This window comes from Burkholderia pseudomultivorans, assembly GCF_902499075.1.
In the GTDB taxonomy this organism is placed as follows: Bacteria; Pseudomonadota; Gammaproteobacteria; order Burkholderiales; family Burkholderiaceae; genus Burkholderia; species Burkholderia pseudomultivorans.
The window spans coordinates 1-15,165 of record NZ_CABVPP010000077.1 but is presented as its reverse complement, the minus strand read 5'-3'; the positions used below and the strand labels follow the sequence as shown (position 1 = coordinate 15,165).

The following is a 15,165-nucleotide window of genomic DNA, read 5'->3' as shown; positions in this document are numbered from 1 at the left end:
ATGTCAACGAAGAAGCCCAGCGCGGCCTATAGCGAAGCATCGATCAAGGTGCTCAAGGGTCTCGAGCCGGTCAAGCAGCGGCCCGGCATGTACACCCGCACCGAGAATCCGCTGCATATCATCCAGGAAGTCATCGACAACGCGTCCGACGAGGCGCTCGGCGGCTACGGCCGGCAGATCACCGTCACGCTGCATGCCGACCAGTCGGTATCGGTCGAGGACGACGGCCGCGGCATCCCGTTCGGCATGCATCCCGAGGAAGGCGTGCCGGTCGTCGAGATCGTGTTCACGCGCCTGCATGCGGGCGGCAAGTTCGACAAGGCCGCCGGCGGCGCGTACACGTTCTCGGGCGGTCTGCACGGCGTCGGCGTGTCGGTGACCAACGCGCTCGCGACGCGGCTCGACGTGACCGTGTGGCGCGACGGCAAGATCGCGGAACTCGGCTTCGCCGACGGCGACGTCGTGAAGCCGCTGTCCACGCAGGCGGCCGGTCGCGGCGAGAAGAAATCCGGCACGCGCGTGCGGGTATGGCCGAACCCGAAGTACTTCGATTCGCCGAACCTGCCGCTCGGCGAGCTGCAGCGCCTGCTGCGCTCGAAGGCCGTGCTGCTGCCGGGCGTCGAGGTCGTGCTCGTCAACGAGAAGAGCGGCGAGCGCCAGGCCTGGAAATACGAGGACGGCCTGCGCGGCTACCTGCTCGACGAGATGAACGGCAGCGAGCTGCTGATCCCGCTGTTCGAAGGCGAGCGCTTTGCCGATTCGCGTTCGGGCGACGACACGTTCGCCGAGGGCGAGGGCGCGTCGTGGGTCGTCGCGTGGAGCGAGGAGGGTTCGCTCGTGCGCGAGTCGTACGTGAACCTGATCCCGACACCGGCCGGCGGCACACACGAATCCGGCCTGCGCGACGGCCTCTACCAGGCGGTGAAAAGCTTCGTCGAACTGCACAACCTGCAGCCGAAGGGCGTGAAGCTGCTCGCGGAAGACGTGTTCGCGCGCGTGTCGTTCGTGCTGTCCGCGAAGGTGCTCGACCCGCAGTTCCAGGGGCAGATCAAGGAGCGCCTGAACAGCCGCGACGCGGTGAAGCTCGTGTCGTCGTTCTCGCGCCCGGCGCTCGAACTGTGGCTGAACCAGCACGTCGAGCACGGCAAGAAGCTCGCGGAGCTCGTGATCAAGCAGGCGCAGGCGCGCACGCGCGCGGGCCAGAAGGTCGAGAAGCGCAAGAGCTCGGGCGTCGCGGTGCTGCCCGGCAAGCTGACCGACTGCGAGACGGAAGATATCGCGCGCAACGAACTGTTCCTCGTCGAGGGCGACTCGGCGGGCGGCTCCGCGAAGATGGGCCGCGACAAGGAATACCAGGCGATCCTGCCGCTGCGCGGCAAGGTGCTGAACACCTGGGAAACCGAGCGCGACCGCCTGTTCGCGAACAACGAGGTGCACGACATCTCGGTGGCGATCGGCGTCGATCCGCACAGCCCGGACGACGGCGTCGACCTGTCGAACCTGCGCTACGGCAAGATCTGCATCCTGTCGGACGCGGACGTCGACGGCTCGCACATCCAGGTGCTGCTGCTCACGCTGTTCTTCAAGCATTTCCCGCAGCTGATCGAGCGCGGCCACGTGTACGTCGCGCGTCCGCCGCTGTTCCGCGTCGACGCGCCGGCGCGCGGCAAGAAGCCCGCGCAGAAGCTGTATGCGCTCGACGACGGCGAACTCGAGGCGATCCTCGACAAGCTGCGCAAGGACGGCGTGCGCGACACGCAGTGGAGCATCAGCCGCTTCAAGGGTCTTGGCGAAATGAGCGCCGAGCAGCTGTGGGACACGACGATGAACCCCGACACGCGGCGCCTGATGCCGGTGAAGCTCGGCGAGCTCGACTACGAGGCGACCGTCGAGCGGATGACGATGCTGATGGGCAAGGGCGAGGCAGCCGCGCGGCGCGGCTGGCTCGAGGAAAAGGGCAACGACGTCGAAGCGGACATCTAAGCGCCCCGAGCGCGGCCGCGCGTGACGCGCGGCGCGCCCTCACGCCACTTACGAATACGGAATTCAGATGGACGACAATACTTCCGATCTCTTCGCCGGGTCCGACGCACCCGGGGCCGATGCGCTGACGCTCGGCAACTACGCGGAGCAGGCGTATCTCAGCTACGCGGTCAGCGTCGTGAAGAGCCGCGCGCTGCCGGACGTGTGCGACGGCCAGAAGCCGGTGCAGCGCCGGATTCTGTTCGCGATGAACGAAATGGGCCTCGGCCCGGACGCGAAGCCGGTGAAGTCGGCGCGCGTGGTCGGCGACGTGCTCGGTAAATACCACCCGCACGGCGACCAGTCCGCGTACGACGCGCTCGTGCGTCTCGCGCAGGACTTCTCGCTGCGCTATCCGCTGATCGACGGGCAGGGCAACTTCGGCTCGCGCGACGGCGACGGCGCGGCGGCGATGCGTTACACCGAAGCGCGGCTGACGCCGATCTCGAAGCTGCTGCTCGACGAGATCGACCAGGGCACGGTCGACTTCATGCCGAACTACGACGGCTCGTTCGAGGAGCCGAAGACGCTGCCGAGCCGCATGCCGTTCGTGCTGCTGAACGGCGCGTCGGGGATCGCGGTCGGTCTCGCGACCGAAATCCCGTCGCATAACCTGCGCGAGGTCGCGGCGGCGGCGGTCGCGCTGATCCGCAATCCGAAGCTGTCGCACGCGGAGCTGATGAACTTGATTCCCGGCCCGGACTTCCCCGGTGGCGGCCAGATCATCTCGAGCGACGCCGAGATCGCGGCGGCCTACGAAACGGGCCGCGGCAGCCTGAAGGTGCGCGCGCGCTGGAAGATCGAGGATCTCGCGCGCGGCCAGTGGCAGCTGGTCGTCACCGAACTGCCGCCGAACACGTCGGGCCAGAAGGTGCTCGAGGAAATCGAGGAGCTGACCAACCCGAAGCTCAAGCTCGGCAAGAAGACGCTGACGCCCGAGCAGCTCAACACGAAGAAGGCGATGCTCGATCTGCTCGACGCGGTGCGCGACGAATCGGGCAAGGAAGCGGCGGTGCGGCTCGTGTTCGAGCCGAAGTCGCGCACGATCGACCAGACCGAGTTCGTGAACTCGCTGCTCGCGCACACGAGCCTCGAATCGAACGCGACGCTGAACCTCGTGATGATCGGCGCCGACGGCCGGCCCGGCCAGAAGGGGCTGCTGACGATCCTCGACGAATGGGTGAAGTTCCGCCAGCAGACGATGACGCGCCGTTGCCGCCATCGTCTCGGCAAGGTCGACGACCGCATCCACATCCTCGAAGGGCGGATGATCGTCTTCCTGAACATCGACGAGGTGATTCGGATCATCCGCGAGTCGGACGAGCCGAAGGCCGCGTTGATGAGCGCGTTCGGCCTGACCGAGCGCCAGGCCGAGGACATCCTAGAAATCCGCCTGCGCCAGCTCGCGCGGCTCGAGAAGATCAAGATCGAGAAGGAACTCGAAGCGCTGCGCGACGAGAAGGCGAAGCTGGAAGAACTGCTCGCGAACGACAACGCGATGAAGCGGCTGATGATCAAGGAGATCGAGGCCGATGCGAAGCAGTATGGCGACGAGCGCCGCACGCTGATCCAGCAGGAAAAGCGCGCGACGTTCGAGGCGAAGGTGGTCGACGAGCCGGTGACGGTCGTCGTGTCGCAGAAGGGCTGGGTGCGTGCGCTGAAGGGCCACGGGCTCGATCCGGCCAGCTTCTCGTTCAAGGCCGGCGACAGCCTGTACGCGGCGTTCCAGTGCCGCACGCCGGACCGGTTGATCGCGTGGGGCAGCAGCGGCCGCGTGTACTCGGTCGACGTGTCGGTGCTGCCGGGCGGGCGCGGCGACGGCGTGCCCGTCACGTCGCTGATCGAGCTGGAATCGGGCTCGCACCTGATGCACTACTATGCGGCGGCGGCCGACCAGCCGCTGCTGCTCGCGTCGAGCAACGGCTTCGGCTTCATCGCGAAGGTCGGCGACATGGTGAGCCGCGTGAAGGCCGGCAAGGCGTTCATGACGATCGACGCGGGCGCGGTGCCGCTCGCGCCGATGCCGGTGCTGCAGAACGCGACGCAGGTCGCGTGCCTGTCGAGCGGCGGCCGGCTGCTGGTGTTCGGCATCGACGAGATGAAGACGCTGTCGGGCGGCGGTCGCGGCGTGACGCTGATGGCGCTCGACGACAAGGAAACGCTCGTGCAGGCGCTCGCGATCGATCCGGCAGGCGTCGTGCTGATCGGCACCGGCCGCGGCGGCAAGGTGCAGGACGAGACGCTGTCGTACGCGGGCCTCGCGCCGCATATCGGCAAGCGCGCGCGCAAGGGCCGCGCGCCGGACACGAAGCTGAAGGTCGTCAACGAGCTGCGTCCGCTGCTCGGCTGAGCCGGCGCGCAGCCGGCATCGAAAGCCGCACGTTCGCTTCGGCGGGCGGGCGGCTTTTTTTTACGTGTCGCGCGTGACGCGATGGCGACATCGTCACGCGCCACTTGCAAAATAATGTGAAATCGCGCGCCGGGCTTGAACCGCGCGGCGGCGCGCGGGTCGAACGTCGCTTGATGCCGCGTGCATCGCGCCGGTTCGTCGCCGTCGCAGCCGCGTTGCCGCTTCCACTCGTCACAGGATTGTCGCCATGTCCCACGCCGTTGCCGTCGCGCTGTTTCTTCATCTGCTGGCCGTCGCCGTGTGGGTGGGCGGGATGGTGTTCGCGAACTTCTGCCTGCGTCCCGCGCTGTCCGACCTGTCGCCGCAACTGCGGCTGCCGCTGATCGAAGGCGTGTTCAGCCGCTTCTTCAACTGGGTCGCGGGCGCGGTGATCGTGATCCTGCTGTCCGGCGGCCTGCTGCTGATGCAGTTCGGCGGAGCGCATGCGACGTGGCCGCTGCACGCGATGGCGGGCCTCGGCGTCGTGATGATGCTGATCTTCGGCCATATCCGGTTCGCGCTGTTCCCGCGCATCCGGCGTGCGGTGCAGGCGCAGAACTGGCCGGACGGTGCGCGTGCGGTGAACGGCGTGCGCCTGCTCGTCGTCGTCAATCTCGTGCTCGGCGTGGTGACGATCGGTGCGGCGGTGTTGTCGCGCGGCTTCTGACGTTCGGGGCGAGGGGCCGTTCCGCCGACCGCGGGCCGAACGCGGCGAAGCGGTTACCCCGACGAATGCGCGGAGCACAATGACGCAGCGCTCGCGCCGCTGCCGCGCCTACGCAGCCAGCATCGCGTCGAGCAGCCACGAACCGGCCGGCCCGAGCGGCCGGTTGCGCGACCACACCGCATCGACCCGCACGCGGCGCGGCCAGCCGCGTGCGCGCAGCTCGCACAGGCGCTCGCGCGCGAAGTGCTCGACCATCCAGCGCGGCAGCTCCGCCCAGCCGAATCCCAGCACCGCCATCTCCAGCAGCATCAGGTAGCTTGGCGCGAGCCAGCGCTGCGTGCCGACGACGATCCGGCTGTCGTCGCCGCGGCCTTCCGGCTTCACATACGTATTGAGGCGCAGTTCGCGCGCGTCGCGCAGCGCCGCGTGCGGCACCTCGGCGTCGCCGTATCCGGCCAGCGCGTGCGCGCGCCCGACGAACAGCCCGATCTCCGATTCCTCCGCGACCGTCGCCGCGCCGATGTCGGCCGGATAGGCCGCACGCGCGGCCATCAGCCCGAGCTGCGCGCGCCCTTGCTGGATCAAGTCGAGCACGTCCTCGTGCTCGGCGATCTGGCATTCGAGCTCGAGCGCGGGAAAGCGCTGTTCGAGCGCCATCAGCGTCTCCTCGTAGCGCTTCGACTGATACGTGTCCGACACGACGAGCGTCAGCCGCGCTTCCTCGCCGCCGGCGAGCCGCGCCGCGGTGCGGTCGATTGCCGCGCCGGCCTCCAGCGCACGCTGGACCTGCGGCAGCAGCGCGCGCCCGGCGTCGGTCAGCGTCGGCGTGCGCGTCGAGCGGTCGAACAACTGCACGCCGAGGTCGATCTCGAGGTTCGCGATCGCTTCCGAGACGGTCGACTGGCGCTTGCCGAGCTTGCGCGCGGCGGCCGTGAACGAACCGAGCAGCGCGGCCTCGGCGAACGCGAGCAAGGCTTCGGGAGCGTGGCGCATGGGCGGGTCCTTCGCGTTTTATATCGGTAAAACCGATGATAATAAACTGGATCAGCATGGTTTTACCGATCAGAATGGCCGACATCCACCCAATGCACGTATCGGAGAGAACCATGAAACAGACGAATAAAACCGTGACGGAACGGCTCGCGCACGCGCTGACGTTCGAACTGGTCGCGATCGCGCTGTGCGCGCCGATCGGCGCGTGGCTGCTCGACATGCCGGTGGCGCACGTCGGCGTGCTGACGGTGATGGTGTCGCTGATCGCGATGGCCTGGAACATGACCTTCAACACGCTGTTCGACCGCTTCGAGCGGCGGGCGGCCTTGTCGCGCACGCTCGGCATGCGGATCGTGCATGCGGTCGTGTTCGAACTCGGCCTCGTCGCGATGGTGGTGCCGCTTGCCGCGTGGTGGCTGAACGTCGGCCTCGTCGAAGCGCTGCTGCTCGACCTCGGCCTCGTGCTGTTCTTCCTGCCCTATACGTTCTGCTTCAACCTCGCGTACGACACGCTGCGGGCACGCTGGATCGCGCGCCGCGTCGCGGCGCAGGCCGGTTGACGCGGATCGGCGCGGCAGCGGGGCGGTTGCGGCCGCCGGTCAGTGCGCGGCGGCCAGCAGCCACGCGCCGCACGCGATCGCGACCGCGCCGTAGACTGCATACACGGGCACCCTGAAGCGCGCGAAGCACAGCGTGGCGAACGCGCCGGTCAGCCAGTAGACGGGGTCGGCCGGCTCGCGATGCAGGATCTTCACGACGGCGACGACCAGAAAGCCCGTCGTCGCCGCGCGCAGCAGGCGCATGCCGTGCTCGAAGCGCGAATGGCGCTTGAGCCGCAGCAGATGGCGCTGCGCGAACACGACGAGGCAGCCGGACGGAATGAACAGCGCGGCCGTCGCGAGCAGCGCGCCGAGCCAGCCGTCGGTCAGGTAGCCGAGAAACGGCACGACGTTCAGCAGCGGCCCCGGCGACACCGGCGACAGCGCGAACGCGAGCGTGAAATCGCGATCGGAGATGCCGGTGGCGGGCGTGACGAACAGCGTCTTGAGCACCGGCAGCGCGGAAAAGCCGCCGCCGAACAGCGTCATCCCGGCGCCCGCGAGCCGCGGCCACAGCAGCGTCGCCTGATAGTCGCCGGGCAGCGGCAGCGCGAACAGCGCGACCAGCACGGCGAGCAGCACCAGCAGGTTGCGGTCGCGCTTCGACAGCGTGAAATCGACCGCGTCGCGCTGCCGCGGCCCGGTCAGCCAGCCCGCTGCAAACGCAGCGAACAGAATCCCGACGAAAGCGGCCGGACTATGCGCGAAAGCAAGCAGAATCGTCGACAGCGCGGCGATCGCCTGCTCGAGCCGCGTGCGCGCCAGCGTGCGCAGCTGCCTGACCCACGTGACGCCGATCAGCGCGGCGAGCACCATGCCGAAGTGATTGAGCAGCATCGGCGCCGCGAGCGCACGCACGAGCGGCGTGCGATAGAAGGTGGCGAACAGCGTCATCAGCACGAAGAACGGCAGCACGCTCGCGATGCCGGCCACCCAGGCGCCGACGCGGCCGTGCAGCGTCTGCCCGACCTGCACCGCGACATTACAGCCGACCGGGCCCGGCACGAGCCAGGCCAGCGCGACGAGATCGCCGAACACATGCGGTTCGATGCGCTGCAGCCGCTCGACGTAATGGCGTTCCAGTTGCGCCATCATCGACAGCCCGCCCCACGAGATCGCGGAAATGCCGGCGACGACCTTGAACAGCGCCCACAGGGACGCCTGTCCGACATGCTCGGTCGTTTCGACTTCGATGGTGGTCGCCATGATTGTGTGGTGGCCGGGAGGCCGGATCTCTCGCGCGTCAAAAAATGCCGGCGGCCCGCCGACACGATCGCCCTCCCGATTGTCCGCCGCGCACCATGACACTGCCATGCGCGAAAACGCTAGTAAATAAACTAAACAACAAGATCGGAAGACGAAACAATCGGGGCGGCGGCGCGCGCTGCACGCCGCGCGAGCGCGCTCAGGCGTTCGCGTTGCCGGTCGCGCGGTGCGGCACGATCTGCGGGCGATCGCCGCGCACGCCGTAGCGCGCGATCAGTGCGGGAATCGCATCGGCCGGCACCGGGCGCGAGAACAGGAAGCCTTGCGCCTCGATCTCGCCGAGCGCGGACAGCCATGCGATCTGCTCCTCGGTCTCGGTGCCTTCGACGACGACCGTCAGGCCGAGCGAGCGCGCGAGATGCACGATCGACGCGACCATCACGCACACGCTGCGATCGTTCGGGATCGCCTGCACGAACGAGCGGTCGACCTTCAGCGTGTCGACGGAGAAGCGGTGCAGGTACGACAGCGACGAATAGCCGGTGCCGAAATCGTCGAGCGCGATGCGGATGCCGAGCTTTTTCAGCGCGACGATCTTCTCGGACACGAGCTCCGGATATTCCATCATCGCGGTCTCGGTGATCTCGAGTTCGAGATGGCTGGCCTCGATGCCGGTTTCCTGCAGCGTGCGCGAGATCGTCTCGATCAGGTCGCCGCGCCAGAACTGCACGGGCGAGATATTGACGGCCAGCGTCAGCGTGTCGTGGCCTTCTTCGTGCCAGCGCGCGATTTGCCGGCACGCGGTGCGGATCACGAAATCGCCGATCGGCACGATCAGGCCCGTCGATTCGGCGATCGAAATGAATTCGTTCGCGGAGATGATCCCGTGCTCGGGGTGGTCCCAGCGCGCGAGCGCCTCGAAGCCGGTGATCGTGCGGTGCGCGAGGTCGATCTTCGGCTGGTACGCGAGGAACAGCTGCCCCTCGGCGAGCGCGACGCGCAGCTGCTGTTCCCAGCGCATCAGGTGATCGGCGCGGTGCGACAGGTGCGGCGCGTAGAACTGATAGCAGTTCTTGCCGGCGTCCTTCGCGCTGTACATCGCGAGGTCGGCCTTCTTCAGCAGGTCGATCTCGCTTTCGTTCGCGACGGTGTGCAGCGCGATGCCGATGCTCGCATGCAGCACGAACGAGCTGCCGCGCACGTCGAACGGCTCGCCGAACATCCGGATGATCGCCTCGGCGAGCCGCACCGCACGCCGCTCGACGTCGTCGCCCTTCATCACGACGACGAACTCGTCGCCGCCGATGCGCGCGAGCGTGCCTTCGTCGCCGACCGCGTCCGACAGGCGCGACGCGGTCATCTGCAGCACGATGTCGCCGGCGTTGTGGCCGAGCGTGTCGTTGACGGTCTTGAAGTTGTCGAGGTCGATGAACAGCAGCCCCAGCCGCGACAGGCTGGCCGGTGCCGACACGTCGTTGCGCAGCCCGCGCAGCGTCGCGTAGCGGTTCGCGAGGCCGGTGAGCAGGTCGTATTCGGCGAGCTGGGTCATCTCGCGCTCTCGGCCGAGCAGCTTGCCGATCAGGCCCGTCGCGACGCCGAAGAACGCGAGCATCGCGAGCGTGATGAAGCTCGTCATCAGCAGGTAGACGTTGCGCGTGTGATAGTAGTCCGCGAATTCCTCGGTCTGAGACAGCCCGACCATCACCGCGAGCGGGTAGCCGTCCAGGTGGCGGTACGACACGATGCGCGTCACGCCGTCGATCGGATCGACGATCGTGCCGGTCACGCGCTCGGCGATCGGGTATACCCCCGACGCGGAGAACGCGCCCGGCGCGTTGCTGACCGAACCCGTGCGCCGCGCGAGCACGGTGCCCGTGTCCGACACCACCGCGATCACGCCTTCCTTGCCGATCGCCGCGTTGTTGTAGAAGTCGTTCGTGAAGTAGCTCGGGTCTTCCGACACGACGACGATGCCGGCGAAACTGCCGTCCGGATTGTTCAGGCGCCGCGTCATCTGCAGCGTCCAGTGGCTCGACACGCGGCCGAGCACGGGCTTGCTGATGTAGAGGCGGTCGTCGTTGTGCGCGAGATGGACCTTGAAGTGCTCGCGGTCGGACAGGTTGATCGGCTGCGGATGAGTCTCGGCGGTATTCGCGAACAGGATCCCCTTCGCGTTGACGAGCGAGACCTGGATCAGCGTGTCGCTCGGCACGACCCCTTTCTCGACCGCGCTCGCGAGGTTGAAGTGCGCGGGCGACTTCTCGAACTCGAACTTGACGAAGCGCGTGATCTGGTCGACCTGGTGGATCGCCTTGACCGTGTGCTGTTCGAGCGCGGACGACAGGATCGCGGCGGACGCGGCGGCTTCCTTGTACGCGCTGTCCTTCTCGACCGACAGCCGCGCGATGATCACGGCCCACAGCAGCGCCAGCGCGAGCATCCCGAGCAGCGGGATCGCGAACAGCGCGCGCCGGCGCGACTTGCGCGGCGTGCGCAGCGGTCGGGGCGGCGACGAATGGGAGGACCGGGCGGAGCTCATCGAAAAGGGCGGCGTCCTGCTCGCATGCGCCATCCTTCTGGATGGCCGGCTAGGGTTGGAGTTGCTCCGGCGTCCGTTCGTACGCAGGACGCGCAACCATGGACAGACTTCCGAAGCAACGGATTAGGCCCGATATTACTGGTTGGAAGGTTTTTGCGATAGCTAGGGTCTGTTTACATGCGCCATTCGCATGGACTCCCGATGGCCCGCTATCGGCAGGAGTGGAGGGGGCGCCGGTCGACCCGGCGCCCCTGCGCAGCGCGAAACCTCAGGCGGGCGCCTGGAACGTGCCGTCGACGACCGTCACGGCGTGGCCGCCGATCCAGGTCGTGCCGTCGTCGTCGTAGCGGACGAAGATGCGGCCGTCGCGGCTGATCGCCGTGCCCTGGCGGGCCGTGTACGACGTGCCGGGACGGCGCTGCTGACGCGTCAGCAGCCCGGCCAGCGCCGCGTTCGCGCTGCCGGTGACCGGATCCTCGCCGGTGGGGCCGAACGCGTCGCCCGTCATCAGGCAGCGGATTTCGAACGTGGCGGGGCCGCCGTCGGGGTGCGGACCATAGGCGGCGAGGCCGTGCGCGCCGTAGCGGTGCACGATCGTCGCCAGCGCGGCCGGATCGGGCGTGAGCCCGATGCACGCGTCAGCCGACGTCAGCCGCACGACGAGCCAGGGCGCGCCGTTGTCGACCGCGCACGGTTCGGCGTCGAAGTCGACCGCGTCGCTGCGCAGCGCGGCGGCCAGCGCCGGGTAGTCCGACCGCTCGACCGGCGTGACGCGTGCCGGCGGCGCGGCGAACGCCCAGCCGTCGGCCTGCTCGCGCAATGCGACCCGGCCGACTCCGCACTGCTGGATCAGTTGCCCCGGCGTGCGCGGCCGCGCGCCGCTCTCGAGGAACGCGTGCGCGGTGCCGAGCGTCGGATGGCCGGCGAACGGCAGTTCGCCGCCCGGCGTGAAGATCCGCACGCGATAGTCGGCTTCCGGATCGGTCGGCGTGCAGACGAACGTCGTTTCCGACAGGTTCGTCCAGCGGGCGATCGCGAGCATCGCGTCGTCGCCGAGCGAATCGGCGTCGAACACCACGGCGAGCGGATTGCCCTTGAACGGCACCGACGTGAACACGTCGACCTGCTTGAAGCGCACGAGGCGGCTCGTCATCGCGACGCGTCCGTTACGCGACTTCGGCGATCAGTTCGATCTCGACGCACGCGCCGAGCGGAATCTGCGCGACGCCGAACGCCGAGCGGGCATGCTTGCCCGCGTCGCCGAACACGTCGGCGATCAGTTCCGACGCGCCGTTCGTCACGAGGTGCTGCTCGGTGAAGTCGAGCGTCGAGTTGACGAGGCTCATCAGCTTGACGATGCGCGTGACCTTGTTCAGGTCGCCGGTGTGCGCGTGCAGCGTCGCGAGCAGGTCGATCGCGATCGCGCGTGCGGCGGCCTTGCCGTCTTCGGTCGTCAGGTCGGCGCCGAGCTTGCCGGCCCAGACCTTGCCGTCCTTCTTCGCGATATGGCCCGACAGGTAGACCGTATTGCCGCTTTGCGCGCTCATCACGTAGGCGGCGGCCGGTGCGCCGGCGGTCGGCAGCTCGATGCCGAGCGATTTCAGTTTGTCGTAGACGTTAGCCATGTGTTCGATTCCTCGTAGAGAGTCGTGACAGGAAAAAAGGGGATCAGAGACGCTCGCGGATCAGCTTGCCGAGGCGCGCGACGCCTTCCTCGATCTTCTCCGGCGGCACCGTCACGAACGACAGGCGCAGCGTGTTCTGCTGCGCGTCGTTCGCGAAGAACGGCGCGCCCGGCACGAAGGCGACGTGGTTGTCGACGGCTTCGGCGAGCAGCTTCATGCTGTCGATCTGCGCGGGCAGGTTCACCCAGATGAACATCCCGCCTTCCGGGCGGTTCCACGTGACGCCCTCCGGCATGTGACGCGCGAGCGAGCCGAGCATCGCCTCGCATTGCGCGCCGTACAGCTGGCGGATCGTCGGGATGTGCTCGTCGAGGAAGCCGTCCTTGATCACTTCGTGCGCGATGCGCTGCGTCAGCGTCGGCGTGTGCAGGTCGGTGGCCTGCTTCGCCTGCACCAGCTTGAAGTGGAGTTCCTCGGGCGCGATGATGTAGCCGATCCGCAGGCCCGGCGCGAGCACCTTCGAGAACGTGCCGAGGTGCACGACGTGGTCGGGCGCCATCGACAGCATCGTCGGCAGCGGCTCGCCCTGGTAGTTGAGCGCGCCGTACGGGTCGTCTTCGAGCACCGGGAACGGGCTCGTCTGCGCGAACGCGGCGAGCGCGCGGCGGCGCTCGACCGGCAGGCGGCGGCCGGTCGGGTTCTGGAAGTTCGGCTGCGCGTACAGCAGGCGCGCGCCCTGCGTCAGTTCGGGCGTGAGGCCTTCGGGCAGCAGGCCCTGCTCGTCGGTCGGCACCTGCACGTAGCGCGGCTCGTACAGCGAGAACGACTGCAGCGCGCCGAGGTAGGTCGGGGTTTCGACGAGGATCGGGCTGCCCGGATCGACGAGCGCCTTGCCGAGCAGGTCGAGCGCCTGCTGCGAGCCGGTCGTGATCAGCACCTGCGACACGCGCACGCTGTAGCGCTCGGCGATCCACTCGCGCAGCGGCAGGTAGCCTTCGGTCGCGCTGTATTGCAGCGCCGCGGCCGGCGCGTCGCGCAGCACGCGGTCGGCCGCCGCGCGCATGCGCTCGGCCGGGAACGTCGCGGGGGCGGGCAGGCCGCCGGCGAACGAGATGACTTCGGGGCGCTCCGTGACCTTCAGGATCTCGCGGATCGCCGAGCTCGTCAGCTTGCGGGCGCGTTCGGAAAGCTGCCAGTGCGGCGGGTGCAGGTCGCTCGGATTCATAGTCTCCTCGTTCGGGTATCGTGGTCAGTCAAGAAAGGTCGGTCGGGCAGACCGCTTCGCGGCGGCCGGGTGGGCGCGCCGGAACGCGATCGGGCCTTCGCGGCTGGGTGGGCAGAACCGATCAGGCAAAACAGCCATTATGGCGCACCTGTTCAGCCGGCGCGAGCGGGACGCGGGGCCGTGGCCACCGCCGAGCGCCGCCCGAGCATCACCGTCGCGATCACCGCGGCCGCGAACAGCCACGTCGACGGCGTCACCGTTTCGCCGAACAACAGCGCGGAAAAGGCAATCGTGAAGAAGATCTGCAGCAGCTGCACCTGGCCGACGCGCGCGGTGCCGCCCATCGCGAGGCCCGCGTACCACGCGAAGAAGCCGATGAACTGCGAAAAGAGGGTCACGTAGCCGAACGCGAGCCACGTGCGCAGCGCGAGCGGGCCCGGGTGCGCGGCGTGCTGCAGCCACGCGAGCCAGCCGACCGGCAGCACGAGGACCGGCGCCGATACCACGAGCGCCCAGCAGATCACCTGCCAGCCGCCGATCTGGCGCGCGAGGCGTGCGCCTTCCGCATAGCCGAGCGCGCCGATGCCGACCGCGACGAGCATCAGCGCGTCGCCAGCCTGCACCGTGCCGCCGCCGTCGCGCAGCGCGAACGCGATCACGAGCGCGCTGCCGGTCACCGCGCTGATCCAGAACGCCTTCGACGGCCGCTCGTGCGACAGCCATGCCGCGTACAACGCGACGAACAGCGGCTGCAGCCCGTTGACGACCGCGCCGTGCGAGGCGGGCACGGTCTTCATCGCCCACGCGGAGAACACCGGATACGCGACGATCACGCCGGCCGACACGACCGCGAGGCTCTTCAGCTGCGCGCGGGTCGGCAGCGCTTCGCGGCGCCACCACAGCAGCAGGCCGGCCGGCACCGAGGCGGCGAGCGCGCGGCCGAGCCCGTTGAGCAGCGGATTGAGTTCGGACACGACGATCCGCGTCATCGGCAGCGTCAGGCTGAAGATCATCACGCCGATCAGGCCGAGTAGCATGCCCCGGGTTTCGCGCGAATTCATGTCGTGGGTGTCTCCGTATCGTCGGGTGGGGGAATCGGGGGCGTTCAGCGCAGCGTGCGCGGACCTTGCGGCGTATCGAATTCCGCGACCAGCGCGGGCGGGCCGTCGCCGGCCTCGAGGTCGAGCAGGTGCGCGGCGCCGAGCCAGTCGAGCTGCTCGCGAATCGCGTCGACGCGCGGATGGCGGCCCTTGAGCGCCTTCAGTGCGACGCCGTCGTGCGGCAGCGATTCGGCCGGGTGGCGTGCGCTGTCCCACTGGATCAGCGACGGCAGCAGGCCGTCGCCCGCACCCTGCCAAGCGGGGAACGCGCCGTCGTCCGGCACCGTCAGGCCCCAGCTCAGGTCGCCGCGCCGCATCGCGACGACGCGCGGCAGGCGGGCCGGATACTGGCTTTGCCAGAGCGCGAGCTGGCGCGGGCGCTCGACGCGCGCGACCCAGTGCGCGAGGAACGGGCCCTGCGCGAGCCGCGCGTGCATCGCCGGATCGTCGAGCGCGAACAGGCGTGCACGCGGCGGGGTGTCGTCATCGGTGTCGCGCGCATCGGGATCGATCGCGATCACTTCGAGGTACAGGCCGCCCCACGCGCCGAACAACGCGTTATGGGTCCGCATCAGCGGGTGGCGGCCGCCGCCGGCCGGTTCGATGCCGAGCGCGTCGGCGACGTGGCGCACGCCTTCGTCGAGCGTGCGCGCGGCGATCACGAGATGGTCGAGTGTCAGGGAGCGGGCTGGCATGGATGTCGGGCGATAAAACGAAAGTGTCATGGCGGGCGGGCCGTCTACCGGACCGGCCGGGGCGCGGGCGCCGCAGCCGGCCGGCAGCCGCCGTGGCCGCGCGGC

The 15,165-nt window shown here is 68.7% G+C and carries 12 protein-coding genes; 4 read left to right on the top strand and 8 right to left on the bottom strand.

Annotated features, from left to right (window positions below):
• From parE to BST28156_RS31375, 3 genes are all read left to right on the top strand, one after another.
• Positions 1-1,983 (top strand): DNA topoisomerase IV subunit B, encoded by a 1,983-nt coding sequence (parE, locus tag BST28156_RS31385; protein WP_060240902.1) that lies wholly within the window; start codon positions 1-3, stop codon positions 1,981-1,983.
• Positions 1,984-2,050: 67 nt separating this feature from the next.
• A complete protein-coding gene (parC, locus tag BST28156_RS31380) occupies positions 2,051-4,372 on the top strand; it encodes a DNA topoisomerase IV subunit A (protein WP_174904268.1) in 2,322 nt (773 codons plus the stop codon).
• 247 nt (positions 4,373-4,619) lie between these two features.
• Positions 4,620-5,078, top strand: coding sequence for a CopD family protein (locus tag BST28156_RS31375; RefSeq protein WP_060240900.1), 459 nt, complete (start codon positions 4,620-4,622; stop codon positions 5,076-5,078).
• Positions 5,079-5,186: 108 nt separating this feature from the next.
• On the opposite strand, the gene BST28156_RS31370 is transcribed toward BST28156_RS31375, so the two are convergent.
• The gene (locus tag BST28156_RS31370) at positions 5,187-6,071 is read right to left on the bottom strand and encodes a LysR family transcriptional regulator (protein WP_174904267.1); all 885 of its coding nucleotides are present in this window, start codon (positions 6,069-6,071) and stop codon (positions 5,187-5,189) included.
• 113 nt (positions 6,072-6,184) lie between these two features.
• Between BST28156_RS31370 and BST28156_RS31365 the strand changes: the two genes are divergently transcribed.
• Positions 6,185-6,631: a multidrug/biocide efflux PACE transporter gene (locus BST28156_RS31365; RefSeq protein WP_174904266.1), complete on the top strand. Its 447-nt coding sequence runs from the start codon at positions 6,185-6,187 to the stop codon at positions 6,629-6,631.
• 39 nt (positions 6,632-6,670) lie between these two features.
• Here the strand turns inward: BST28156_RS31365 and BST28156_RS31360 are convergent, their stop codons facing one another.
• The 7 genes from BST28156_RS31360 to BST28156_RS31330 form a co-directional block, all read right to left on the bottom strand.
• Positions 6,671-7,876: a chromate transporter gene (locus BST28156_RS31360; RefSeq protein WP_060240897.1), complete on the bottom strand. Its 1,206-nt coding sequence runs from the start codon at positions 7,874-7,876 to the stop codon at positions 6,671-6,673.
• Between the two features lie 199 nt (positions 7,877-8,075).
• Positions 8,076-10,415 (bottom strand): bifunctional diguanylate cyclase/phosphodiesterase, encoded by a 2,340-nt coding sequence (locus tag BST28156_RS31355; protein ID WP_060240896.1) that lies wholly within the window; start codon positions 10,413-10,415, stop codon positions 8,076-8,078.
• 268 nt (positions 10,416-10,683) lie between these two features.
• Positions 10,684-11,568, bottom strand: coding sequence for a PhzF family phenazine biosynthesis protein (locus BST28156_RS31350; RefSeq protein WP_174904265.1), 885 nt, complete (start codon positions 11,566-11,568; stop codon positions 10,684-10,686).
• A 13-nt stretch (positions 11,569-11,581) separates the two neighbouring features.
• Positions 11,582-12,040 (bottom strand): RidA family protein, encoded by a 459-nt coding sequence (locus tag BST28156_RS31345; RefSeq protein WP_059519593.1) that lies wholly within the window; start codon positions 12,038-12,040, stop codon positions 11,582-11,584.
• 43 nt (positions 12,041-12,083) lie between these two features.
• Positions 12,084-13,265 (bottom strand): aminotransferase-like domain-containing protein, encoded by a 1,182-nt coding sequence (locus tag BST28156_RS31340; RefSeq protein ID WP_174904264.1) that lies wholly within the window; start codon positions 13,263-13,265, stop codon positions 12,084-12,086.
• A 152-nt stretch (positions 13,266-13,417) separates the two neighbouring features.
• Positions 13,418-14,326 (bottom strand): DMT family transporter, encoded by a 909-nt coding sequence (locus tag BST28156_RS31335; RefSeq protein ID WP_040127920.1) that lies wholly within the window; start codon positions 14,324-14,326, stop codon positions 13,418-13,420.
• A 44-nt stretch (positions 14,327-14,370) separates the two neighbouring features.
• Positions 14,371-15,060 (bottom strand): VOC family protein, encoded by a 690-nt coding sequence (locus BST28156_RS31330; RefSeq protein ID WP_174904263.1) that lies wholly within the window; start codon positions 15,058-15,060, stop codon positions 14,371-14,373.
• Positions 15,061-15,165 lie beyond the last annotated feature (105 nt).

What these genes read in the sequence shown, in the direction of transcription:
- parC (WP_174904268.1), top strand. Translation starts at nt 2,051, where the DNA reads ATGGACGACAATACTTCCGATCTCTTCGCCGGGTCCGACGCACCCGGG.
- BST28156_RS31335 (WP_040127920.1), bottom strand. Translation starts at nt 14,326, where the DNA reads ATGAATTCGCGCGAAACCCGGGGCATGCTACTCGGCCTGATCGGCGTG.
- parE (WP_060240902.1), top strand. Translation starts at nt 1, where the DNA reads ATGTCAACGAAGAAGCCCAGCGCGGCCTATAGCGAAGCATCGATCAAG.
- BST28156_RS31370 (WP_174904267.1), bottom strand. Translation starts at nt 6,071, where the DNA reads ATGCGCCACGCTCCCGAAGCCTTGCTCGCGTTCGCCGAGGCCGCGCTG.
- BST28156_RS31355 (WP_060240896.1), bottom strand. Translation starts at nt 10,415, where the DNA reads ATGAGCTCCGCCCGGTCCTCCCATTCGTCGCCGCCCCGACCGCTGCGC.
- BST28156_RS31345 (WP_059519593.1), bottom strand. Translation starts at nt 12,040, where the DNA reads ATGGCTAACGTCTACGACAAACTGAAATCGCTCGGCATCGAGCTGCCG.
- BST28156_RS31360 (WP_060240897.1), bottom strand. Translation starts at nt 7,876, where the DNA reads ATGGCGACCACCATCGAAGTCGAAACGACCGAGCATGTCGGACAGGCG.
- BST28156_RS31350 (WP_174904265.1), bottom strand. Translation starts at nt 11,568, where the DNA reads ATGACGAGCCGCCTCGTGCGCTTCAAGCAGGTCGACGTGTTCACGTCG.
- BST28156_RS31375 (WP_060240900.1), top strand. Translation starts at nt 4,620, where the DNA reads ATGTCCCACGCCGTTGCCGTCGCGCTGTTTCTTCATCTGCTGGCCGTC.
- BST28156_RS31340 (WP_174904264.1), bottom strand. Translation starts at nt 13,265, where the DNA reads ATGAATCCGAGCGACCTGCACCCGCCGCACTGGCAGCTTTCCGAACGC.
- BST28156_RS31365 (WP_174904266.1), top strand. Translation starts at nt 6,185, where the DNA reads ATGAAACAGACGAATAAAACCGTGACGGAACGGCTCGCGCACGCGCTG.
- BST28156_RS31330 (WP_174904263.1), bottom strand. Translation starts at nt 15,060, where the DNA reads ATGCCAGCCCGCTCCCTGACACTCGACCATCTCGTGATCGCCGCGCGC.